The sequence below is a fragment of the Dictyobacter sp. Z7_2 genome, from assembly GCF_057551105.1.
In genome coordinates this window covers 1,863,580-1,888,480 of the sequence record NZ_BAAJPE010000002.1, presented here as the reverse complement: position 1 = coordinate 1,888,480, position 24,901 = coordinate 1,863,580, and the positions used below count along the sequence as shown (strand labels likewise).

General features: G+C 50.9%; 19 protein-coding genes. 12 read left to right on the top strand and 7 right to left on the bottom strand.

The window, feature by feature from the left end; genetic code table 11:
- Window positions 1–103 precede the first annotated feature (103 nt).
- The 6 genes from AC27N8_RS21455 to AC27N8_RS21430 all read left to right on the top strand — a co-directional run bounded on the left by AC27N8_RS21455 (window position 104) and on the right by AC27N8_RS21430 (window position 9,535).
- A complete protein-coding gene (locus tag AC27N8_RS21455; RefSeq protein ID WP_487069446.1) occupies window positions 104–1,477 on the top strand; it encodes a CCA tRNA nucleotidyltransferase in 1,374 nt (457 codons plus the stop codon).
- Between the two features lie 53 nt (window positions 1,478–1,530).
- Entirely contained in the window at window positions 1,531–2,064 is a 534-nt protein-coding gene (locus AC27N8_RS21450) for a hypothetical protein (protein ID WP_487069445.1), read from the top strand.
- Window positions 2,065–2,424: 360 nt separating this feature from the next.
- A complete protein-coding gene (locus AC27N8_RS21445; RefSeq protein WP_487069444.1) occupies window positions 2,425–4,095 on the top strand; it encodes a ribonuclease J in 1,671 nt (556 codons plus the stop codon).
- Window positions 4,096–4,634: 539 nt separating this feature from the next.
- Window positions 4,635–7,949, top strand: coding sequence for a DNA translocase FtsK (locus tag AC27N8_RS21440; RefSeq protein WP_487069443.1), 3,315 nt, complete (start codon window positions 4,635–4,637; stop codon window positions 7,947–7,949).
- Between the two features lie 166 nt (window positions 7,950–8,115).
- A complete protein-coding gene (locus AC27N8_RS21435) occupies window positions 8,116–8,595 on the top strand; it encodes an Rrf2 family transcriptional regulator (RefSeq protein ID WP_487069442.1) in 480 nt (159 codons plus the stop codon).
- 190 nt (window positions 8,596–8,785) lie between these two features.
- Window positions 8,786–9,535, top strand: a complete 750-nt coding sequence (locus AC27N8_RS21430; protein WP_487069441.1) for an SDR family NAD(P)-dependent oxidoreductase — start codon at window positions 8,786–8,788, stop codon at window positions 9,533–9,535.
- A 217-nt stretch (window positions 9,536–9,752) separates the two neighbouring features.
- On the opposite strand, the gene AC27N8_RS21425 is transcribed toward AC27N8_RS21430, so the two are convergent.
- Together AC27N8_RS21425 and trmD are read right to left on the bottom strand one after the other, a co-directional pair.
- Window positions 9,753–10,610, bottom strand: coding sequence for a GNAT family N-acetyltransferase (locus AC27N8_RS21425; protein ID WP_487069440.1), 858 nt, complete (start codon window positions 10,608–10,610; stop codon window positions 9,753–9,755).
- Window positions 10,611–10,638: 28 nt separating this feature from the next.
- Entirely contained in the window at window positions 10,639–11,382 is a 744-nt protein-coding gene (gene trmD, locus AC27N8_RS21420) for a tRNA (guanosine(37)-N1)-methyltransferase TrmD (RefSeq protein WP_487069439.1), read from the bottom strand.
- A gap of 200 nt (window positions 11,383–11,582) precedes the next feature.
- On the opposite strand from trmD, the gene AC27N8_RS21415 reads away from it, so the two are divergent.
- The 6 genes from AC27N8_RS21415 (at window position 11,583) to AC27N8_RS21390 (ending at window position 16,804) form a co-directional block, all read left to right on the top strand.
- Window positions 11,583–13,169: a sensor histidine kinase gene (locus tag AC27N8_RS21415; RefSeq protein WP_487069438.1), complete on the top strand. Its 1,587-nt coding sequence runs from the start codon at window positions 11,583–11,585 to the stop codon at window positions 13,167–13,169.
- 2 nt (window positions 13,170–13,171) lie between these two features.
- The gene (locus tag AC27N8_RS21410) at window positions 13,172–13,900 is read left to right on the top strand and encodes a response regulator transcription factor (RefSeq protein WP_487074723.1); all 729 of its coding nucleotides are present in this window, start codon (window positions 13,172–13,174) and stop codon (window positions 13,898–13,900) included.
- A gap of 15 nt (window positions 13,901–13,915) precedes the next feature.
- Entirely contained in the window at window positions 13,916–14,926 is a 1,011-nt protein-coding gene (locus AC27N8_RS21405; RefSeq protein ID WP_487069437.1) for a uroporphyrinogen decarboxylase family protein, read from the top strand.
- A gap of 220 nt (window positions 14,927–15,146) precedes the next feature.
- Entirely contained in the window at window positions 15,147–15,797 is a 651-nt protein-coding gene (locus tag AC27N8_RS21400) for an NUDIX hydrolase (RefSeq protein ID WP_487069436.1), read from the top strand.
- Between the two features lie 4 nt (window positions 15,798–15,801).
- Window positions 15,802–16,158, top strand: coding sequence for a hypothetical protein (locus AC27N8_RS21395; protein WP_487069435.1), 357 nt, complete (start codon window positions 15,802–15,804; stop codon window positions 16,156–16,158).
- The gene (locus AC27N8_RS21390) at window positions 16,148–16,804 is read left to right on the top strand and encodes an MEDS domain-containing protein (protein ID WP_487069434.1); all 657 of its coding nucleotides are present in this window, start codon (window positions 16,148–16,150) and stop codon (window positions 16,802–16,804) included. Before AC27N8_RS21395 ends, AC27N8_RS21390 begins: the two co-directional genes overlap by 11 nt.
- A 50-nt stretch (window positions 16,805–16,854) precedes the next feature.
- Here AC27N8_RS21390 and AC27N8_RS21385 read toward each other — a convergent pair whose 3' ends face one another.
- The 5 genes from AC27N8_RS21385 to AC27N8_RS21365 form a co-directional block, all read right to left on the bottom strand.
- Window positions 16,855–17,913: an AIM24 family protein gene (locus AC27N8_RS21385; protein ID WP_487069433.1), complete on the bottom strand. Its 1,059-nt coding sequence runs from the start codon at window positions 17,911–17,913 to the stop codon at window positions 16,855–16,857.
- A 246-nt stretch (window positions 17,914–18,159) separates the two neighbouring features.
- Window positions 18,160–18,555, bottom strand: a complete 396-nt coding sequence (locus AC27N8_RS21380) for a hypothetical protein (protein ID WP_487069432.1) — start codon at window positions 18,553–18,555, stop codon at window positions 18,160–18,162.
- Window positions 18,556–18,631: 76 nt separating this feature from the next.
- Window positions 18,632–19,927: a bifunctional phosphopantothenoylcysteine decarboxylase/phosphopantothenate--cysteine ligase CoaBC gene (coaBC, locus tag AC27N8_RS21375; RefSeq protein ID WP_487069431.1), complete on the bottom strand. Its 1,296-nt coding sequence runs from the start codon at window positions 19,925–19,927 to the stop codon at window positions 18,632–18,634.
- Window positions 19,928–20,074: 147 nt separating this feature from the next.
- On the bottom strand, window positions 20,075–23,269 hold the full coding sequence (locus tag AC27N8_RS21370; protein ID WP_487069430.1) for an FHA domain-containing protein: 3,195 nt from the start codon (window positions 23,267–23,269) through the stop codon (window positions 20,075–20,077).
- 320 nt (window positions 23,270–23,589) lie between these two features.
- Window positions 23,590–24,849, bottom strand: a complete 1,260-nt coding sequence (locus AC27N8_RS21365) for a DUF4097 family beta strand repeat-containing protein (RefSeq protein ID WP_487069429.1) — start codon at window positions 24,847–24,849, stop codon at window positions 23,590–23,592.
- Window positions 24,850–24,901 lie beyond the last annotated feature (52 nt).

Sequence of the window (24,901 nt, the reverse complement as noted above, 5' to 3'; positions counted from 1 at the left end):
ATGTGAGATGGAATGACTACCATGCCTGCTTAGCAACTGTAGGATGCCTTGTTGCTGAAGCGAGTACTTGCAGTTACCAACGAAACGGGTACATAGATTTTAGATGCTTGATATTATCATGATGCTGGCCGAAGCTTTTCATGCCCAGCAGAAACAACTTTATATGGTTGGTGGGACGGTGCGCGATGCATTGCTCCAACGAGGAGAGGCAAACGATGGGGATATGGCAACGGATGCTCGCCCCGAAGAGATTAAACGCCTTGTTGCACCGACGCATCCCACTGCCGTTGTCCTGGTTGGAGAGCGGTTTGGTACCGTGCGTCTCCACTATGACAACAGCATTATTGAAATCACGACGTTTCGCTCAGAGCGCTATGATCCCGAGTCGCGCAAGCCGGAAGTGTGTTTTGGCGATAGCCTGGAAGATGATTTAGCTCGTCGCGATTTTACGATCAACGCGCTTGCTTGCGATCCTTTAGATGAACGGATCATTGATCTGTTTCATGGTCGGCAGGATCTTGAAAATCATATCTTACGCGCCGTGGGCGATGAGCCCGATAAGCGCTTTGATGAAGATCCGTTGCGTTTACTACGTGCGATCCGTTTTGCCGCGCAGCTCGACTTTGAAATTGAGACCCAGACACGCTCTGCGATTGTGCGTCAGGCGCACAAACTCCAGAAAATCAGCCGTGAGCGTATCCGTGACGAAATGAACAAGCTGTTACTCTCTCCCCATCCAGCCAAGGGTATTGATCTCCTGGTCGAGCTGGGATTGATGGAATGGATTATTCCTGAGGTGATGGAGCTGCGTGGTGTGAGTATGCGTACTCCTACCCTCAAAGCCACGAAGGATGTCTATGCTCATGTGCTACGCGTGGTCGAACGCTCGTCGCCACGTCAGTTGGCACGCTGGGGCGCTCTCCTGCATGATATTGCGAAGCCGCGTACCCAGAGTGTGGAGGATAACAAGATTCATTTCTTTGGGCATGAGGATGTCGGTGCGTATATGGCACGAGATATTTTGAAGCGCTTGCATTTTGATCGTGAGTTTATTCAAAACGTCTCACAAGTTGTGAAGCTGCATATGCGGGCGAATGCATATACCTCGGATTGGACCGATGGGGCTGTGCGCCGTTTGATGCTGGATAGCGGCGATACGCTTCCCGATCTGCTGGATCTCTCCCGCGCCGATATTACCAGCTACCGCGTTGACAAGGTCAATCGGGCAGCGGCACGCGTGCAGGAACTGGGTGAGCGTTGTCAGCATCTGAGAGAAGAGGCTGAACGCGTCCCGTTGAAGAGTCCTTTAGATGGCAACGAGCTGATGGAGTTATTTGAGCGTGGCCCTGGCCCGTGGTTACGTCCGTTAAAGGATCACTTACTCGGCTTAGTTATCGATGGCTTACTCTCTCCCAACGATAAAGAGCAAGCGATCAGTATCGCCAGAACATTGATGAGTGATCACACACAGGATTAGCCTTAGCGCATGAACTGACGTATCCAAACGAAGAGAAGAAAGAGGATGTTATCATGGCAAAAGAGAAGACAACGGGAACAGCGCGAGTGCCAGAGGGCTCAAAGACTCCCGCTGCTCAGAAGAATACGGCACAACTGGTGAATGGCGCAACGCCTTCTTCCTCTTCTGCCCCAGCGCAGAAAGGACATCAGCATCGGGGCAGCAGCAAGCGGGCTCGCAGTTCCTTTGGGGGGACGGCTCTGCCAGGAGCCAAATCAACGCAGCCCAAGGTAATCTCTGAAGCTGGCAACCCGCAGCAGCAGCAATATGATAGCTACAATCGTGATATGCGCCGTCGTATGAATCGCATGGGCTACGAAGATGATCAAAACCGTGCGCAATCTGCACAGGGCCAGCGCAAAAAACGTATGGAGCGCTTAAAAGAACGCCGTGAGCAGCAACTCGCTCAGATTAAGAAGTCTCTGCCGGGTGGAAAAATCGACACCAGTACGCGGCGCGTCTACTATATGATTGCCGCTGTGGCAGTGCTTGTGATCCTGGTGATTGCCGCCTTTGCCATCCTACGTGCCAACGGCATTTTACATTAAATCAGAGCATGAGTTTTTGCGTTGTGAGCGGCAGGAAGATTTTTAGCTGTAGAGAGAGAATATTGCTTCGTAATAAAGGTTGCAAATTATTCATGAACATGAAATAATCTAAGCAAGCTTAGGTAGAAGAAACAGTGTCGTCATACGTAATAAGAAAAAGAGAGTGCTGCACGCTTGCTGCTACCTGGCAGAGGCTTGTAGGCTCAGGTCATTGTATGATACACTTTAAATAGCGTATTATCGCTTGAATTTGGCTTTTACTCCTGTGGTAGAGGCGGGAGTGGAGATAAATATATATATAACATTGTTGTTTAGTTATAGCTACATCTGTATTGATGTAGTTCGGAGGTTCTTTATACTTTGACAAAAGAAAAAGTTCGACTTGTCCCGCTCGGTGGCCTGGGAGAAGTTGGCAAAAATATGATGGTGGTAGAGTATGGCGATGATATCATCATTATTGATGTAGGCGTGATGTTCCCAGATGAAGAGATGTTTGGGGTCGATCTGGTTATTCCAGACACAAGCTACCTGATGGATAAGAAGCAACGTATTCGCGCGATTCTTATCACACACGGCCATGAAGACCATGTTGGTGCCCTTCCTTATATTCTGCCGATGCTTGATTTTCCTCCCATTTACGCAACGCGTCTCACGCATGGCTTAATCAATGTGAAACTCAAAGAGCATCGCTTGCTTGATAAGGTATCGTTGACAACGATTGCTCCGGGAGATGAAGTGCCGCTTGGCTCCTGCTCAGCAGGCTTCTTTCGCGTCAACCATAGTATACCAGATTCGGTAGGAATTGTGCTCCGCACCCCTATTGGTACTGTGGTGCATACTGGTGACTATAAGTTTGACTACACCCCCGTTGATGGCAAGCCAGCCGATCTGGGATTGCTGGGTAAAATCGGCAACGATGGTGTTCTTGTCATGATGGGTGATAGCACACGCGTTGAGTCGCCCGGATATACGCCATCGGAGCGTGTCATCAACGACTCGTTCGATAAGATCTTCGCGAACGCGCCGGGCCGCATCTTGATTGCGACCTTTGCTTCACTGATCTCACGCGTACAGCAGGTCATTGATACCGCCGCCCGCTACGATCGTTTTATGGCCTTTGTCGGCCGTAGCATGCAAAACAACGTGCAGATGGCAATCGAGCTGGGCTATCTGAATATGCCCAAGGGAATGGCGATTCGTCCCGAGGATATCAACAAGTTCAGACCGGATCAGGTGGTAATCATGTGTACGGGGAGTCAGGGCGAGCCAACCTCTGCTCTGACGCGTATCGCCAACCAGGACCATCGTCAGATCCGCATTCAGCCCAATGATACGGTGATATTGTCGGCAACCCCGGTGCCAGGGAACGAGAAAATGGTGCATCGTACCATCAATAGCTTATTCCGCCAGGGTGCAGAAGTGTTTTACCAGGGAATCTCAAACGTCCACGTCTCCGGACATGGCGCACAGGAAGAACTCAAGTTGATGCTCAGCTTGCTGCGTCCTCGCTTCTTTATTCCTGTCCATGGTGAATACCGACAGTTGATCCAGCACGCCAAATTGGCTTACTCGTTAGCCATACCTGAGCAGAACATTATCGTTGCAGAGGATGGCGATATCATCGATGTGACCGAAGATTCGATCAAACTGGTTGATCACGTCTCCAACGGAAACGTCTTTGTGGATGGCTTAAGCGTTGGCGACGTCGGTCAGATCGTGTTACGTGACCGAAAAGTCCTATCGCAAGATGGCATTCTGATGGTAGTTCTGACCATCGACAAAGAGACCGGCGAGGCGGTAGCGGGACCCGATATCGTTTCACGCGGTTTCGTTTATATGCGCGACGCTGAAGAACTGCTCGAAAAAGCCCGCCAGCGCGTGCTTGAGACGTTAGAGCATGTTGAGAAGCATGATCGTGGCGGCTCCGATTGGTCATTTATCAAGGACAAGATTAAACATGCGCTCGGCGAGTTCCTCTACGAACAAACTCGTCGTCGCCCGATGATCTTGCCAATGGTAGTAGAGGTATAGGCACAAGCTTATGCAAGCTTTTTCTACCACACGAAGAATTGATCTGTCCGCAGATCAATACATATTCCCAGGCCACATAAAACCGAGCACAAAGGATGTCCTTCGCAGGGCATCCTTTTTTATACACGCAGTGCTCAATCAACGCTCATCCCGCCGTGGTCCAATCAGCCAGGATGAATCCTTGCACGAGGCGTCAAAGCTTACCGCCGCTACTTGTTTGCATGGTGCGCGAATTGGTAACAGATAACAGTCCTAAGACAAAGGTTGGAGGTGCTTTATTTGTGGTTTAAAGATATGCTAGAATAATATACCCATCGAATGACACACTCTCGTACGTATATTAGAAGGGAGACTACATTTTATGCAGGTTCTCTTGTTGACACATTACTTTCTTAGATGAATGGCGACGGAATTATATACCATAGATAGATTTTGCATTGTTCTGTTTCTCAATGTTTAACCTGCTTACTATTGCTTCTATGGAATATCTGCGCTATCATACTCTTGTCTGACTCTTAGAAAAGGAGGGAACCAGCAACATGGCAGGCAGCGACCGCAATTCGGAAATGAGGCGTAAAGGCGATAGGGTTGTCCCAAGCCTCGACCGTGGATATTCGCGTGCTAGCCGGGCTGTTGGGGGACAGGGATCAATCAGTTCACAACGGGTCGAACAGCGCTCCAAGTCATCTGCGCCCAGACAGGGCTCGCGTAGCGGTGGTATGGCATCCCCAAAACCAGCGTCGGGATCGCGTAGTCGTCAGGGTTCCAGTGCAAGTTCCGGGAGAGGCAGTTCTTCGAGAGGAAACAATGCGACCCCTCGTTCACAGCGCCCCGTGAGAACTCCTCCAGTGACCAATCATGCCAGGGGTACCTCGATTCCTCAGCGCATACTGGATAAATGGAATAGTTTGTCTCCAAATCAGCAGCAACGGATTTCTAATTCATTATTACTTGTATTATCTTTGTTTTTATTTGGCTCTGTAACAGTTTTGCATGCGGCACCGATCTGGAGCAATATTGGTACATTTTTCCTGACATTCTTAGGCTGGGCAGCTTACGTGCTGGGTGCTGGCTTTGTCGCCTATGCTGGTCTGCGCTTGTATGAGAGTATCCGTCAGCAAAGTATCGTGCGTTCATCGATGGTGTTAGGTCTGGTGGTCTTGTGTTTGCTTTTGCTCCTTGAGAGTCGTTTGATTATGGGACCTCTCACGGTTGGAGTACTGGCAGATCTTTTAGCCATGCCATTCTCGGGCTGGCCGCCCGCTGTAGGACATGTCTTAGTTATAGGTCTTATTCTAGTTATTACCATTTTTACTTTTCGTATTACGTTCGCTCATGTACTTATGGTCTATCATTTTATTGAACGCCTGATGGGAGATGCTCCTCCCGAATATGATGAGGAAGATGCTCCCGATGAGACACATGCACGCTTTTTAGGTCAGCGTCCACAATTCAGTCGCTATAGCGCGGGCCGTGTCGCCCTCGATGATAGCGAGGATTTTGGGGATCTGGATGAGCCAGACATGGATGTGCCTGTGACTCCTTCTCGCCGTGGGCGTGGAGGCGCGGAGAAGAAGAAGCCGCAGCCACAGTTGCCAGCAGCGGGACGCTCACGCGCTGCGTTACAGGCTCCCGAGCCCGAAGCGATGGTCGATGAAGAGATCTACTTTGATGATGGCTTCCATAGTTACGATGATTATAGCGATAAGACCATCGCGATTGAGTCGGAGGCGTATCCTCAGGAGGACTATGCAGAAGATGATATCTACTTCGACGATGAAGATCCGTTGAACGATATCAATCTACATAAGCAGCAGATTAGTGCGGTCCCACGAGGGACCAGAGATCCACAGCCTTTGGATATCACTGATCATACCGGCGCGACGCGTGGTGCTCTACAACAACCACTGACCTTTAATGATAAATATAGTGATAAAACTGTCATTGATCAAGATGATTTAATCAATAATGGCCCATCTCCTCGTGGAGGGGAAGCACCAATTGTATCTCGTGCTTCCACGCCGCCGCCTGCCAAGCCGGTGAGAAAGATCAGGCGGCTAGAGAATGTTGCCACACCAGCACCGGTTCCAGCAATCGCCGGGAGGGCAGCACAGGCGGCAGCCATCGCTAATATGCCGCATATCCAATCTAGCTGGCAGCTCCCAGGCATGGAAGTGCTTCAGGCTCCCGATAGCACAAAGCTTCAGTTGTATAACGAGGATACTGCTGCTCTCGCTAAACTGATTCAGGATACATTGCGCAGCTTTCGCGTTGAGGCTGAGGTGCGTGAAGAGGATATCAGCATTGGACCGACGATTATCCGTTTCGGTATTCGTCCGACCGGACGTCCACAGATGATTCTGGATGAGAAGACTGGCAAGTCGATCCCAGCTCGCGATTCTGCTGGACAGATTGTATATGAGACCCGAACACGCGTCAGTCGTATTATGGCGCTCCAGAATGATCTGGCCCTGGTCATGGAGGCCAAGACCATTCGTATGGAGGCTCCAGTTCCTGGACGCCCCTATGTTGGCGTCGAGATTCCTAATAAGAATAGTCGACTGGTAACGCTGCGCGAAGTTCTGGAGAGTAAAGAGTTTCAGACCGCGAAAGTCAAATCCAAACTCACAATTGGTCTGGGTAAAGACGTGGCTGGAGTGGTGCGCGTGGGCGATCTGGCCAAAATGCCTCACTTGCTGATTGCGGGTGCGACAGGTGCCGGTAAAAGTGTGATGATCAACACGATCATCGCCAGTATCCTTATGCAGTCGACGCCGGATGATGTTCGTCTCTTGATGGTCGACCCGAAAATGGTCGAGCTGAACATGTATAATGGCATTCCCCATCTGCTCTCGCCCGTCGTGGTTGAAGTCGAGAAAGTCGTCTCGCTCCTTAAGAACGGCATCTCTGAAATGGAGCGTCGCTATCGTCTGTTCTCGCAATTGGGCGTGCGCAATCTGGATGGCTATCGCAAGCTGCGTGCCCAGAAACTGGCTCAAGGCGATACTACGCTGGTGAACCTGCCCGCGATTGTGATCATCATCGATGAGTTGGCCGATCTGATGATGGCTGCTCCAGATGAAGTTGAAGGTATGATCTGTCGCCTGGCTCAGCTGGCTCGTGCGACAGGTATCCATCTGATTGTAGCCACGCAGCGTCCATCGGTCGACGTCATTACGGGTCTGATCAAAGCGAACATCCCAACGCGTATCTCGTTCATGGTCAGCTCCGCTGTCGACTCCCGTACCATCATCGATATGGGCGGCGCTGAGCGCCTGCTAGGACGTGGAGATATGTTATACCTGCCAGCAGACGCCGGACGCCCTGAGCGCATTCAGGGCTCGTTCTTGACGGATGATGAAGCCCAACGTCTGGCCGAATATTGGCAGCAACAAGTTATCGAGCATGCACGCTCTTTGGGAGTGCCATCTTCAGAGATCAATCCGCAGGTCGAGCCCGGTTGGGAGCTCAAAGTCGAGCACGCCGACGAGTTTGAGCTGGAGGACGATCTACTCGATCGTGCTGAAGATGTCGTACGCGAACAAGGTCGAGCATCGATCTCGCTCTTGCAGCGTCGACTGAAAGTTGGCTACTCGCGAGCCGCTCGCTTGATCGATCTGCTCGAGGAGCGCGGCATCATCGGACAATCAGTCGATGGTGGACGTGCTCGTGAAGTCTATGATAACGTCAATCACGGCGGCGACAGCACCAGTATGTCAGATGTTGCCGACGATATTATGGATGAAGAACAGGCTCGCAACGACTTCTTACGCAATCAAGCTTCTCGCTATCAGGCATCCCGAGGCCAGAATGCCGGCTCACGAGCCCCCATCGACGATAGCGACGACCAATAAAAATTGTTGAGTTGTACGCTTGCGTACAACTCAACTGCTTCGTGCTCTTCCGGCTTGTCTGTACTGCACGTGAGGATGAACCCGTGATGATTATCAACATGAACATATCTGCTTGACAAATTCACTCTCCTGTAACTATACTGGTTACAGGAGAAGGGTAGAATCTATGAGCGCAAATACGCATTTCACCGTGGCACTACATATCGTTACTTGGATGGCTCTGGCATTACAACGTGTAGAGATCGTGACCTCCGATCAGATTGCCGAGAGTGTCAACACGAATCCCGTCTTTATTCGACGGATTCTGGGAAAGCTTCACAAAGCCCATCTTGTCAACGTTCAACATGGAACGAGCGCCGGGTGGACGCTCGCACGACCTCCTGAGAAGATCTCTTTGCTGGAAGTCTATCAAGCTGTCGAGCAAGGCCCGATCTTCGAATTGCATCATACACTTCCCAATCAGGGTTGCCTTATCGGAAGAGGTATTCAACCAGCACTGAAACGCTTCTATAGCGATGCAGAGGCTGCGATGATGCAACAGTTTGCCCAGGTGAGCATAGCTGATGTGTTAGATGAGACGTGTACCCCTTCATCCCAGGCGGCTTCAAAAGGAGTCAACACCTGTTTGCACGGGGAGGATAGGTAGCTACTTGAAGCTCGTGCTTCCTGGGGCAAGGAGTTGCCTCTCTTTTTTTGCTGACCACTGTAACTGGTAGAGTTACAGTGGTCACAGAGAGAGAAAGACTATCCTTTTGCATCTCGGTGCATCTGGGGACAGCAGACTCTCTGTTGCCGTACTTTGATATCGGAAAAACAATTAAGAAGGAGAAAACATCATGACCAAGCTAGAAGGAAAAGTTGCCGTCATCACAGGTGGCAATAGCGGAATAGGACTTGCTACGGCGAAACGTTTCGTTGCGGAAGGTGCCTTGGTCTATATTACTGGTCGCCGCCAGCCAGAACTGGATGCTGCTGTCCAGCAGATTGGTAAAAACGTTATTGGGGTGCAAGGAGATGTTTCAAACCTTGCAGACCTTGATCGTCTGTATACTACCGTGCAACAGCAGCATGATCACATCGATATCGTCTTTGCCAACGCTGGTCTTGGAGATATGGCTCCCTTGGGGGAGATTTCCGAAGCTAGCTTTGACAAAACCTTCGATGTCAATGTCAAAGGACTGCTCTTCACGGTGCAAAAGGCGCTTCCGTTCTTGCGCGCAGGGAGCTCGATCATTTTAACGGCATCGACGACCACGAGCAAAGTGGAACCCGCCATGAGTGTGTATGCCGCGAGCAACGCGGCCATTCGCTCCTTTGCACGTTCCTGGACGCTTGATCTTAAGGGCCGCAATATCCGTGTGAATGCAGTAAGCCCTGGTCCAACCGTCACACCAGGAAGTAGTGCTCTGGTAAAAACTGAGGAAGAGCGGCAGCGGATCTTTGAGTACTTTGCAAATTCTGTTCCATTGGGACGCATGGCCGATCCTGACGAAATTGCCAAAGCTGTCGTGTTCCTTGCCTCGGATGATAGCAGTTTCGTCAACGGAATCGAACTGTTCGTCGATGGAGGCCTAGCACAGGTCTAAGTGTTCTCAAGCGCGAACGCCATCATGTTTCCAGGCAGTCCTGCTAGTTGTGAATTTAGGAGTTGCATGGCTCCCTCATTGAGGTGGGTGAAGCGACAATTGTAGAGGTATTGTACCAGTTTGGGAGAGAGATTCTCTCCGTGTTGGGAAGACAGGCATCGAGGGAGCCCTGTATGATATTGTGTGCGTGCGGCAATGGATTGAGCCACGCACTGCATCATGCGGGCTCAAAAACGATCTCATAGAAGTCCTCCAGAGGTTGGTAGCCCAGTTTCTGGTAGATGCTGTTCGAGGTGGGATTGGAGAGGTCGGTAAACAGGCTACAAATCTTCCAGCCGCTGTCGAGCAGATGCTGACTCAGTGCGGCGACACAGTTTGAGGCGTAGCCTTTGCCGCGTTCCTGTGGTGGTGTGTAGACGGCTCCGATGCTGATGACGTTGATGATGGGACGTATCTTCGCTGCCATTGAGACGATGCGCTTGGATGTATCTTCCCATACGAACATCTCTTGATTATTGATCTTTCGGGAGATGAGCCTTTCCTGGTTCGCAAGATTTCTGAGGTTCGCCTCTTTTACAAGGGCCTGGTGCCATGAAAGCACGGTGGCATAGTCATTGGTGGTGGCCAGGCGAAGCTTTCCCGGAGCTTCTTTGGGTGGAGTGACCTGTGTTAGTCCAAAGGCTCTTTCACGTGTTGAGGTGTTATATGTTTGCCTGGATGTCGCTTGCCAGAGGCGAGCAAAATCCTCTGAGACTTGCGCTGGTCCGACGCAGCCTGGTAGGGAGATGTTGTGCGCTTGGATATGTCCTATCAGTGCTTGCAGGGCTGCCTGATGCTCCTGGGGACGATGGCTGTAGAGGATGAGAAAATTTGGCGGTGTCATGCAGGCGGCGATGATAAGTCCCTGCTTGTCGGCTACTGTGGCGAGAAAAGGCGCCATTGGGAATTGCTCTGGTCGGTTTTTGATCCCCATGCAGATGCCGAGTATCAGGCTATTGTTTACTTCTTTCTTTAGGAGTACATCCTGTGTCTGAGCCAGAAATTCGTCGGCGGTGGAGTAGCGGGTAACGAGCATGATTTTCTCTCCTCTCTGTTTTTAGAGTTTATTCCTGAGGATGATTCATCTCCTCTTCTTCATCTAATTCTCGGAGAATTTTTTTGTCCTGCTTGCTGCTGAGGTCGAGTCTGGCGAAGAGATCGGGGCGGCGTTGCCGCGTTTTTCTGATTGCTTCTTTACGCCGCCAGCGTACGATGTTGGCGTGATGTCCTGAGAGCAATACTTCAGGCACGCTCCAGCCTCTGAATTCGGGCGGGCGCGTGTATTGAGGATATTCCAGCAGGTTGTTGCTGTGCGATTCTTCGGTGGCTGAGCCTTCGGTCAGGACACCAGGCACCAGTCGGCTGACTGCGTCGACCAGGATAATGGCCGCCAGTTCGCCTCCGGTGAGGACGTAATCGCCGATCGAGATTTCATCTGTCACGAGATGCTGATTGATGCGTTCATCGATCCCCTCATAGTGTCCGCAGAGCAGCGTGATGCGTGGCTCGAGGGCCAACTCATGCGCGATCTTCTGATTAAACAGACGGCCCTGGGGTGTCAGATAGATGATGGGTCCTCCCTGATGAACCGCTTCAATGGCTGCAAAAATAGGATCGGGCTTCATGACCATGCCTGCACCACCTCCATAGGTATAATCATCCACAACGTGATGCTTATCGGTGGTGGCATCACGGATGTTGTGCAGGTCAATGTGTAGCAGGTCGCGATCCTGAGCTCGCTTGAGAATACTCTCAGTGAATGGGCCCTGGAACATTGCCGGAAAGAGCGTGAAAATGTCAAAATGCATGCGTCTACTCACCTTTACGTATATGTGTTACAATAACACCGTTGCCTCTTGCTGGCAAGTCTATTGCTTTGAAAACTTACACTTTTCGCATGAGTACCTCGTCTACTGACAACCACTTGCCGTCCTGATTTTTTGAGGATATGTTGGTTACGTAGACACGTCGTCGAAAAGATCTGTTACCATCCACTGCGGAGTCTTTTATGTCTTGGTCCCAGTCGCAGCAAGGTGAGGATGCTCATGATCAAATGACTGTCCTGGTAGGGAGTGCGATACAGTTGCTGCGTGGTGAATCTGGAGTCTTTGTGGTTTCCAACGAAGCGTTTGATCCACAAAGTAGTACTGAATATACATTTTATCATCTGAACAAGTCGGTCTTGCCACTGCTCCTCTCATATGTGCAAGAAGGAATGCAGCCCAACTCGCTTCATCCTCTGGTTAAGGAGACGCTGACACTTGAGTTGGCTCAGCAATTTGGTCTGGCTCTGGATGTGGTGCAGGAGCGCGGCGTTGAATGTTGCTCGTTGGCTTTGTATGACGAGGTTGGGCCGTTAGGGATGATCCATTTCTTGCGACTGGCCACGCTCCGTTCTTGTTTTGAACGTCCCGATAGTGATGATGAAGCTTATAATGCACTCCAACTTTTTGTGACTCAACTCGCAACCAGCCTACGTTTTGCTTTACGCTCTCAAGCCCTGGTCAAAGAGCAGGGTCGTCTGGCAGCTATTTTTCAGCACAGCACCGAAGGTATTCTGACGGTTGACAATGCGTTGCGCATTATCGATTTCAATCCCGCGATGCAGCATCTGACTGGCTGGCGGGAGAGCGAAGTACTGGGTCAGTTCTATTTCAAGGTCTTGCGTCCCAGGGATCGTCAGGGCAATGATCTGGGTTTACAGGACTCGGTGATCTTGCAGGCGTTTGCCGGTGAGGAGGTTGTGAATCGCGAGATGTTCATTTGTGCTCGCGATGGGTCGCAGTTTGCGGTCTCCGTCACTGCCTCCTGCGTGCGCTCGGTGCACGGGGAGCCAATGAATGGCATTCTGAACATTCATGATCTGACCCGTGAACGTCAGCAGGAAGAGCAACGTTCGACTTTTATCTCAGTGATCTCGCATGAATTACAGACGCCAATCGCGATCATCAAAGGCTACGCCTCGACGCTGGCACGGACAGATGCGAACTTTGACGCGGGGACTATCCGTTCGCGCCTGCTGGCGATTGAGGATGAAGCGGATCGTTTAAATAAACTGGTAGTGAATTTATTATATGCATCGCGTATTCAAGCCCATGGTTTGTTGATGGATGTGGCCAGCCTGGATCTGGAGCAGTTGATTCGGCGGATGGTTCGTCGCTTGCAGGCGAAGAGTCCAGATGTCGAAGTGGCGTTCTCAATTCCTCCCCATTTACCGATGGTGATCGCCGATCGAGAGCGCATCGAGGAGGTGCTTCAGAACCTGTTGGATAACGCGGTGAAATATTCGCCACGCCAGCAGGAGTTGACCGTCTCGTGCTATGTGACCGGTGAGGAGGTGATTGTCAGCGTGAGCGATGCTGGCATGGGGATTGCTTTACGGGAGCAGGAACAGATCTTTGATCGCTTTCATCGTGTCGGAGATCCGCTCTCGCAGGCCAATCCGGGGGCAGGTCTGGGACTCTACATCTGTAAGGCGATTATCGAAGCTCATGGTGGACGCATCTGGGTGGAGAGCACGTTACGTCAGGGATCAACATTTTCGTTTAGTTTACCGCGCGAGGAGAAAGCGTCGTTACCGATGGTGGTTTTTTGATGATGGAACAGGAAGCATTTGATCAACGTGATATGACAATACTGGTTGTGGATGATGAGGCACGTATCCGTGATTTCGTCCGCATGAACCTGGAGTTAGAACATTATCGTGTGCTCGAAGCTGGCAATGGCATCGAAGCGCTCGATGAGTTACGCGACAATCTGCCAGATCTGGTCGTGTTGGATGTGATGATGCCGGAGATGGATGGCTTTGAGACGCTTAAAGCTATCCGCGAAGTATCGACGGTTCCGGTGATTATGTTAACGGTGCGCCAGAATGAGCAGGATCGCATTCATGGCCTCGATCTTGGTGCCGACGATTATATTGCCAAGCCCTTCAGTCCCCGTGAGTTGCTTTCGCGCATCCGCGCCCTCTTGCGCCGTTCCTTGATGGCTCCTCCTTCGCGTAAAACCGAGATTGTGGTGGATGCCGATTTAACCATCGATTTTGCGCGGCGCGAAGTGATCGTGCGTGGTCAGAAGGTCGTATTACGTCCAACAGAGTACCGTCTGTTATATCATCTCGTCAGCAACGCTGGACGCCTTTTAACCCACGAGACACTGCTCTCAAAGGTCTGGGGACGTGAGTATCGCGATGAGTCACATTATTTACGTCTCTATATTACATATCTACGTCAGAAGCTTGAAAAGGATCCCTCGCATCCACAATATATCCTGACCGAGCGCGGAGTCGGATATCGTTTTAAGGCCCTTGATGATGCCCACAAATAGTTGAGGAGGAGCTCGATGAATAAAGAGAAAATCGCGATGAACAAAAAGGAACGCGTGGACGCTGTCCTGCGTGGTGAAAAGGCGGACCGTGTTCCCGTCAGTGTCTGGGGACATGACTATGAGCGGGAATGGGATGTACGCGCCTTTGCAGAGGCGACCGCCGAGAATTATAATCGCTACGATTGGGATTATGTGAAGGTCAATCCACGTGTCAGCTATCTGGCCGAGGAATGGAAGGCCAGATATCGCCCTTCGGGCAAAAAATATCAGCCGCCCACCTGCGAGTACACTCCCATCAGAAGTGCTTCCGATTGGAAGCGCATTCGGCCTCTAGAAGCCGATCAAGGAGCCCTGGGCGAGCAACTGCGTGCCCTGCAATTGATCAATCATGAAGTTGGTTATGATGCCTATTTTGTGCAGACCATCTTCTGCCCCCTGGCGGTCGCTGGCTATCTGGCAGGCGACAAGAGCGAACCTATCCTGCTGACGATGCGCGAAGATCGTCGCGCCTTGCATACAGCTTTGCGCGTGATCACTGAAACGCTGGTTGCTTACGCGATCGCGTGTCTGGAACAAGGGGCTAGCGGTATCTTTTACGCAACCAACGGTTGGGCCAGCTCGGGCGCTCTGACACAGGATCAGTATCGGGAGTTCGGTGAGCAGTATGATCTTGAGATCATGGATGCGATCAAGAGCCGCAGCAAATTCAATATCCTGCACAATTGTGGATCGCATATCTACTTTGATCTATTGGCTTCCTATCCTGTCCATGCCATCAGCTGGTCTCAAGACATGGAAGGCAATCCCGATCTACGCGACGGACATCTACGGACAGGAAAGGCTGTGATGGGCGGAATCAATGAACGTCAGACCTTGCTTAAGGGCTCGGTAGCTCAGGTGCAGGATGAGATTGGCCATGTGCTCGAGCAGACCGACCAGCAGGGACTCCTATTAGCTCCTGGTTGTGCCATCTCTCCTCAAACGCCAACCAAGAATCTTGAGGCGATTCGCCGTGCTATATCTTGACACTCTCTGGTGCATTGGCTATACTTCCACATCATTTGTAGCCGCGCCTTTGCTCAATGGATGTGTGTGTTTTGTGGTTGGTTGATCCTGATAAAGAATCCCCCATCCTGGCTAATGAGCAGCCGTTTCTATAACAAAGAGGCGGAGAAATGTTGTATAGTAATATCTAACGAATAGCAGAGATGACCGTGCATCGCGCTGGGGTGTGGGGAGAGTGCAGATGAGAGTGGAACGTGTGAATACGTTTACGATGCATACGTCCTCGACTTTTTGTGGAGCAACGCGCGAGCGCGTGCCGCACTTTGGTGGAATGAGAGAGGGTACATCGCGAGTAATGGACCGATATAAAACAATGCGGGCCTATTCAGCGGGTGGCGTTGTATTCCGCCTTGCTCCAGTTTGCTCTCCTGACCGAGACTTCTTGATAGGCCAGAACAATACAGATGTAGCTCACCACGAATTCGATCAGATGGTATCGATAGAGGTGGTGCTGGTGGGACGGAGCTATGCTGGCATCTGGGCCTTGCCCAAGGGAACACCTCAGCCAGGCGAGACTATTGAGCAGGTCGCACTACGAGAGGCACAGGAAGAAACAGGCTTGCAGGTACAATTGATTGCTTATATTGGAAGCATCTCGTATGCATTTGTACGTGAGCAAGTGCGTTATCGTAAACAGGTACGGCATTTCTTACTCGAAGCGGTCGGCGGTGACACTACTTTGCATGATCACGAATACGATCTTGTACAATGGTTCCCCTATCATGAAGCCTGTCGCCATCTGACCTATCAGAACGAAGTCAACATCTTATATCAGGCAGAAGAAATGCTACAGCGCTGGTTGCAATATCGACAACAGGAAGGGCAAAAGTAGCTGTATGCAAGAGCATCAACCTCGCTTCAAACTGGCACGTCGTCTGATCTTCCCCTATACTGGTGAGGAGGTATTGACGCGTGCTCAAGGGGCGAGGCTTATTGTCACCTGGGCCACCGTGTTTCCGGTAGTCCTTTTGGTTTGCACGCTGCCAGTTGTGGCATTATTCAGCAATAACGCATCCTTGCAGAAAATTGCTTTACTACTCCTCCTCATCTTTGTCGTTGGAGTTGTGCTATTTGGTTTGATGGCCTGTGTAGTGATCTTTACGATCAACCGATCGGCCCGTTTTTTACAACGACAAAGGGCCAAAAATTCTGCAAGGATTAGCAAACCCAGCGGAGGTAGGTATGGATCTTAGTGTTGAAGGTAAATCAGAGCGTATCCCACCCGGCTCGCATATCTGCCAGCTTTACAGTAAGGTGACCGAGATTCCGGGAGTCACGGCTCATCTGTTGCGTGTCGGGCTCTCGTTGCACGAGAAGTGCCTGTTTGCGGCTGCCCCGCCTCAGGTCAAAGAGCTGCGTGACGAATTACTGAAGCTGCAGATAGATGTAGACGAGCTGATTGCCTCAGGACAATTAGTTCTCTATGAAGAACGTGATCCCTTTCTGGCGAATGGAAAGCGCTTTGATCCGTATTTCTTGCTCTCTTCGCATCAGACCTTCATCGCGCAAGCGTTACGGGAAGGCTGGCGGGCGGTACGCATCTCTATCGATATGAACTGGCTGGCGAAGGATATCGCGACGCCTGAGCAGATTCTGAAGTATGAGGCAGCTTCAGATGCTGTCTTTACGTTCCAGAATGCACCAATTATTGCGCTGATGCACTACGACCATAGTAAATTGATTCCCAGTCTGGTTGTAGAAATGTTGAAGCTTCATCCAATCTCGGTAGTAGGTAAATACATCAAACGCAATCCTTACTACCTCAACTCAGAGCAATATATGCTTAAGATCTTGCGTATCAGCAAAGACAAGGCCAATCACAATACCACTTCTGCCTGAGTATTGCAGCCTGAACCAGGTCGGATGCGAGCGTCCGACCTGGTTTGATCTTAATTATCAAAGAAGTTAGCGATATTCCCGATTCCACCAAGATTGCTTTGTCCGCCAGCCTGTGTGGCTCCTTCAGCGGTAGGTGGATGATAGGTCATCGATTGCAAGCCGATGCGTCCTGGACCAATGAAGCGGTTCAGTGTAAATGAAGCTCCCGCCATCAGTCCTCCGATGGCTCCAAGGATGCCCCCACCACGCTGAGAGCTAGAAACGGTTGTCGTTTGCATCTGTACGGATGGATCTTTCCAGAGCCAGGCACCTGGTTCGACGTCGAGCGCTTCGCCCGGGCCGAGCACTTTTTCGAAGACGTTGCCGTAGCCATGTAAGAGGACCATGCCTTCACCGTTGACTGCTGTAAATTGGTCGATGAACAGGCCTGTCCGGCTGAAGAGGATATTCGTTGCCCCCTGGACAAAGGTGAAATTGTAATCAACGTTGCTGGTGGCGACCAGAAACTGATGCTCTCGAATCTCAACTGTCTGCCCCTGCTGGAGACGTAAGGCTACGATCTGCCCGACAGAGTCGCGTGAGAAGGAGATATTACCAGGTCCCTGCGCTTCGCTGATGAAGACTTGCAAACCAGAGAAGAAGCGCTTGGCCATGCCTCTGAACGATTTGAAGCCAATCTGTACTCCTGGATGTTTCCACAACAAGATGTGATGCTCGAAATAGATGGATAACTGGTTGCCAAGCATAATATCGACAACTGGTACCAGCTCACCATCGATTGAGATGGTCATATCTGCAATATGGAGTGGTCCTTTAGGATTGTGAAGTTCAGCTTTGGGAACCGCATTGCCGAACATGCTATTCGAATATTCTTCAAATTGGTTCGGTGGAGCGTAATTGCCCTGAGATGAAGCTCCATATGCACCGGATTGCTGTGGAGGCGGTGGCGCTCCATATGCACCGGACTGCTGTGGAGGCGGTGGCGTACCATAGCGATTAGAGGGAGCGCTTCCCCCTTGTACCGGGGCTCCTGCATTCACAGGGGCACCACAAGAACCACAAAATTTCACACCGTCGGCTACTGGATTGTGGCAACGAGGACAGATCATTGAAATCCTCCTTTGAAAGATCAAGATCAGGGACTGGAGAAATGTCAGGTCGACGCCTGTTCGTCAATCGAGCCCATGACATATGTACCAGAGTCGGCTATATTTGTTTGATAATAGCAGTGTTTTGGGGAAGTTACAAGGGGGAGAGAGACGAAATGAGAGTCGGGAGCCCGTTCGTGAACAGGATGTCGATCCCAACTCTCATTATCGGTGTAAAAAAAGCGCATCAGGCGTCTCAGCAATTATTTATAAGACAAAGCTATCAGCCAGCGGGCTGCGAGTATTTGTATTATTATCACGCTTATCGCCGTTCAAATTCACCTGCGATTGACCATTGGTAGAACGACCATTATTATTGCCATAGGTGCCATTACCAGAGGTAGGTGGCGGAGTATTTTGCATCCCTTGCAAGCTTTGCAGCGATGCCTGGGATGGAATGGGTTGGCTGCCAGATCCAGAATCATTAGCGAGCTGAATCGTCTTGCCTTCAATTACAATCGCAATACCAATACCACGGCGGAGATCGGCGAGCTGTCTACGCAGCTCACGATTCTCAACCTCTAAAGCGTCCATTAACTTTTTTTGTTCGAGCAGCATCTGCGCGATGCCTTCAAAACCAGCGCTAGCAGCACGATCCATCATGGATTCCTCCTGCGTACTTTCCGTACCCATTAAATCTAGAACAAATTCACCCATCAAAGCGCCACGTCCTCCCTACTTATGTGCCTGACCGTAGGCTTAGCAGCGGCACAACACGATCTAAAATTGCCGCTGCAACGCCGGTTTTGGGCATTACTGGCAGGTCTTCCATTGCGCCATCCGCATGAAAGATTAGCACCTTATTCGTATCGGTTCCGAAACCGCTATCGATGCGCGAGACATCGTTGGCGATAAGCATATCCAGTTGTTTCTGGCGTAATTTTTGCCGGGCATACTCAGCCAGATGTTCGGTCTCGGCTGCGAAGCCGACACGTATTAAGCGTTTTTTCACATCAGGTAACGGCCTGCCATTGCTTCCCCCGCTGGCATGACCATGACCATCGAATTCTGTCGCAAGTTCACCAAGAATATCCGGGTTATGTACCAGATGCAGTATAAACTCGCTCTTCTCATATTGCCCCGTGACTTCATTGCCGGCCGTTTTCTTTATTTTTTGTGCCATCGCTTGTTCGGGGCGGAAATCCGCCACTGCGGCACTCATAATCAGAGCATCAGCATCAGTAATAAAGCTGTATACGGCGTCGCGCATCTGTATCGCGGTTTCTACCAGATGAGTCTCCACACCAAAGGGTGCGGGGAGTGTCACGGGTCCCGATACTAATATAACGTGCGCGCCGCGATCTCTAGCATCCATGGCAAGGTTATAGCCCATTTTTCCTGATGAGCGGTTCCCAATGTATCGTACTGGGTCGATTGATTCATGTGTCCCACCTGCTGTGATGACAATACGGCGACCGGCAAGATCTCCGTGTTGACCCAAAACCTTTTGAATGGCTCCAAGCAAGGTGGCGGTTTCGGGCAGGCGACCGATGCCGACCTCTCCCGAAGCCAGGCGACCGACTTCTGGCTCAATGATAAACGCTCCACGGTCGCGTAGCACAGTCAGATTGGCCTGCGTGGCGGGATGAGTATACATCTGAGCATGCATTGCGGGAGCAATCACCAGAGGTGCTCTGGTTGTGAGTGCCACCGCTGTCAGCATATTATCTGTCAGACCATGGGCTAACCTGGCGATTGTGTTCGCCGTTGCCGGCACAATCACCAGCAGGTCGGCCTCTTCGGCTAACTTGATATGCAACTCAGCGGCTTCCCCGGAGGGTTCCCACAAATTGGTGTAGACGCGTCGGTGACTTATGGCAGAAAAAGCGAGTGGACGAATGAATTCTTCCGCACTCTCAGTCATGATCACATCGACAAGAGCGCCTGCCTGTTGGAGCTTACTCACCAGGTCAATCGCCTTATACGACGCAACCCCCCCACAAATACCTACGATGATGTGCCTATTGAGTAACATAGTTAGCCTACTTCGTTTCTCCGCATGAATCATTCGAGCTTGAACACTGCTACAATAGCATATCGAAATGTTTAGCGGCAAGGATGGTGCCAAGAAGTACCATCATATGTTAAATGGTTACCCAAATCGCATATGATGGTGCACTGCTTACTGACGATGATCTTTTCTTTTGATGAACCAGGCAATTGCAAATCCCTGTAATACAATCATGAGAGTCAGCGCGAACCAGCAGAGGAGTAGATGTCCTACCGCCGCCGCATGGTTATCGCCATTGACGGATGCAAAAATGGTCGTCACATAAGAGAACTTATCGGAAGCAACTTTATCTGTATGGAGGCCGATGGAGGTGCCCATCGCAGCCATCGACCAGCGTGTACTAAAGAAAGCTCCCAATACCTGTAGCACGGGCGGGCTATCTAATGAGAAGATGACCCCTGCAAAGACAACCTGTGGAATGAGAGGCAAGGGGACAATACTCATGGCGCGATCATTATTGGGTACAATGGCAGAGATAAGTAGACCTGTCATCAAGCCTGCCAGTGCTGTTAAAGCCATTGTAACATAAATCTCCATAAAAGGAGAAAGCAAGACACTATTCTGGTAGGGGGCTTTAAGCTGGACGAATAACACAAGAATAAAGCTTTGGATCAGGCTAAAGACTCCCAGCACCGTAATCTTTGAGAATAGGTATGGCATGATGCCCAGGTTGACAGTGCGTTCACGCCGATAAATGGCCGACTCTTTGACGATCTCACGAGCGCCATTGATACAGCCGAACATAATGGCGGCAAATGACATGATAAAAAGAATCTTCTGCGCATTTGCGCCCGATCCTGGTAAAATTTCCGCCTCCAGGAACTGATCAGGCGTCATATGCTGTCGTTCGGCGGTCAATTTCCCTTGATCCGTTTTTAGAAAGTTCACCACTACCTGACAGTCGCCGGTATGTGGAGAGGTGGGATCTGTTATGACGGTATTTACAGAGCATGTTGCGATCTGATTGGTATTGAAGATATTGCTGCCGGTCAGCGAGAGCAATATGAGTCCAATAATCGGTGCCTGCAAGATCAAAATTGCCAGGTTGACACGGTCGTTGAGGATCAACTCCAGATAGCGCATAGAGAGCAAAAAGAATTGCTTCCAGGGATTGCCACGCTTCGGCGGTTTGGTCGGTGCCGATGGAGCATGCATGTTGATCTGGCTGGCAGGTCCCTGGCGGATAGGACTATCGACGTAGCGGATGAAGTCCTGTGACTGCCTGAATTTCTGTTCTGCCTCGACTGGAATATTTGGATTCTCGTCGGTTGGCTCCAGGGCGCTATAGATTTCGGCGAAATCGGTCTTGCCAAAATATTCTTTAGCATCGTTTGGCGGGCCAAAGTAGGCCAGATTTCCTCCCTGACAGAGGAAACAGATATAGTCGCAGGCGTTGATATTATTGGTCGCGTGCGTCACCAGTACAATCGTATGTCCCTTATCGGCCAGCTTGCGCAAGAGCAACATCATCTTACGATCCAGACCCGGATCGAGTCCTGAGGTCGGCTCATCGAGGAAGAAGATGCTTGGCTTGGCGAGTAGTTCAAGCGCGATCGAAACGCGCTTACGTTGTCCACCAGAAAGCTTGTTGACCAATAATCCACGACGATGCTTCATCTCAACATCTTCAAGGACTTCATCGATACGCTCTTTGATCTGCTTCTCCGTAAAGTCCTCAGGCAGGCGTAGCTTGGCGGCATAGTAGAGTGCACGCTCAACCGTCAGTTCACGATGGATAATATCATCCTGTGGCACATAGCCCATCTGTGTACTGAAGGCGGCCAGATTCTTATAGTAATCCTGCCCATTGTAGAGGACCGCGCCTTGTTGCGCTGGTCGCAGGCCATTCAGCGCATCCATCAGCGTTGATTTACCAGCTCCCGAGCCGCCAACCAGAGCGACGAATTTGCGAGGTGGGATGGCAATGGAGATATCGTTCAGGATGACTACGTGTTTGCTACCTTCTTTTCTCAGATTGAGCGCGTCGATACGGATGCCATTACTTTCATCCTGCTGGGTTAGAGTGTTCCCTGTGTAGGTAAGCTTGAATGGCCCGATGCGAATGATGTCGCCGACTTGCAGCGCCTGATGAGTGGTACGGCGTGTGTTGACATAGACGTGATTGGTACTGTTGAGGTCGATCACGCGATAGCCGCCAGGTATCTGCTCCAGACGGGCGTGGTGCGTTGAGACCTGCGGATGTTTCAATACTACTATGTTGTCTGCTGCACGACCGAGCGTAATCACTGGCGCGCCCAATTGGATTGGGGGCAATTCAGGAACTACATCCTGGACCTGACCGCTACCGTCATTGTAGGCCAGCGTGACAAACGTTCCATTGGAGTCACTGATACGGAACACATCGCCACGAGTCAGTACGCGGCGAAATTGTTGCTGACCGGTGAAATTTTGTCCCTGAAAGGTCAAGCCGTTGAGCGTCTGGCCGCGCTTGGGATGCGGGTGGATCAGGACAAGCTGATTATTTTCACGAATAATCTGGGCGTGGAAGCTTGAGACCGTTGGGCGCTGGATGACAATGGTGTTCGATGGGTCGCGTCCAATATCGAAAAATTGACGATCAGTGGTGAGCGGATACGTTTGCTTTACATGGTCGGTATTGGTACTGACTTCCAGCGATGGTATGCCTACTGGATTCGCCTGGAAACTGCCCTCAGGAGCGAATTCTGTGCTCGTGGGCGGATCATCGTTTTGCATATAGGGATTGAATGGTTGAGGAGCGTAAACCTGCGCTTGCGGACCATTTTGTTGGTTGAATACAGGTGGTGTTGCCTGTCGATTGACAATCGGTGTTGGCTGGACGGCCGGCGTCGGTGGGACAACGGGAGCTACCGGAATAGCAGCATTGCTCGGAACCGGAGGATGTTGTGGTACTGGCGTGGCTCGACCAAGATCTGGAACCGAGGCCCGTTCGGGCGCTGGCGTTTCGGCCTTGGCATCGGTAATCTGGAAGAGGGCTGTGGTGCTTTTACCCAGGCCGATGGTATCACGATCACTTAAAGGCGATTGGTTCACCTCGCGCTGGTTTAACGTCATCGTGTTTTGCGCGGCCACCTTTTTAATTGACCAGAGGTTCCCGTTCCACATCACCTGTGCATGGTGCCGTGAGACTGAAACATCAGAAATAACAATGTCATTGCCGGGTTCGCGACCTATTGTTGTAATAGGTTTTGTAATGCGAAAGGATTTACCAGCCATCGGACCAGTTAAAAACTGTAATGAACCTGATAAAGTAGACTCGTTCACCGCATCCATGAAAATCTGCCGTAGTGCTTCCGAGCTTGCCACAGTTCCGCATGAGTTGTTGTACGTATCTTAATCATGGTCTTACGTAGCTGGCCTGCGTGACAACCTTGTGCCTGGAAGTTGGCTACGGACCTCCTTTCGTATAAGTAAGCATAGTATTCGGACACAATCAGAAACGCTGCCTGCCTATGAAAAATGAAGATTCTGATTTGGGTATACGTTTGACTTTTTCAACGTAACACATCTATTAATTCTCTGCAATTATACTGTGGCAGGCAAACAGTAGCAAGCAGACAGCAATTATCATCTCCGATCGCACAGGCATCCCAGCCTTCAGACATGGGGTATCTGGCACGTGAGGTTTAATTGCTCTTTTGTATATGAACGTTGCCACTACTCAAATGTAGGATAAGAGTTGCCGATGATGGCGTTTGGGCGGATGAATTCAGTGGACCATCATAAGTGATACTTCCTCCTTGATTGTTTGTTTTGATGGGAAATTCGCTATTAATGGTTCCTACATTGGTGTAAGCGCTCAATGTGATGTTTGTATTGGCTGGCAGCGTGACGTTGATGTTGCCGGTTTCATTACTGAGAAGATAGCTAGCTGCTGTACTGCTATTTGTGGGCATTAACAGAAAGCCGCTGAATGTGATATCCCCGGCGTTAGTCTGTAGCTTTGAGCCGTCGGTCAGGACAGCTTTGGTGACAGTGATATTGCCGGTGTTCCCCTGGAGCAACATCTTGCCGCTGATACCTGCAATGTTGATGTTTCCTCTGGGTGCCTGGATATTGACGACCAGTGGCGCCTGGTCGCTCTGGATAGAGATTGGTGGGACTGTGATGGTTAAATCGACCTGATTATCCGAGATCTGGGGGAGTGTGACATTGATTGTGAGCGTGTTTGCGTCCGTAGTCTGGGGCGGCGTCGCTGTAGAGGTGGGTGTGGTGCCCGTAGTAGCGGTGGCGGTGGCTTGTTGCGACGCGCAGCTAAGCGGATGCGTAATAGTATTTGGCGGCTGGACCTCGATCGATACTTTTTTGAATATAGTCTGGGCGTTGGTGGCGTTGGTAGCCTGGACTGTTGTGACGGCGTCAACGGTGGTCTTGGTGGCAGTAGGATCTACTTTCATGCTGACATTGCCGATCTTGTCGCAAATCAGCACGTTTGAGATCTGAGTCAAGGCGATTGATTGTGTCGTGGTCTGGCTGAATGGATGATTACTTGGGATGCCGGGTATGCCAGTGATATGGCCGCCATTCTGGACGGCGTTAATGCCGAGGTAGACTGATAGTGCCAGAGCACCAAGCGCCAGGACGAAGCCGATACCACATCCAGCCAATAAAACAGGCCAGACACGGCGTTTACGTGTTGGTTGTACCTTGCGCATCACGCGGGGGCGTGTGCTGACACGGCGATAGTCGGACTCGTCCTCGGGATAGCGTGAACGTCGCGGTACGTCGGGACGAGGACGCCGGGAGGCGCGTTGTGGTCGAGCATGATGATCTGCGTACTCGTCATAGTCGTCATAGTCATCGTCACGCGTATAGCGGTGCTCAACAGAGCGCTCTTCATCCTCGGGATGCCAGTCGTTATGTGAATTGTGTCTATCTTTGCCCATTGTAGTGCGTTCCTCGCTTTTCTGCCTATGGGAGTCGTTTCAATTTCCGTCC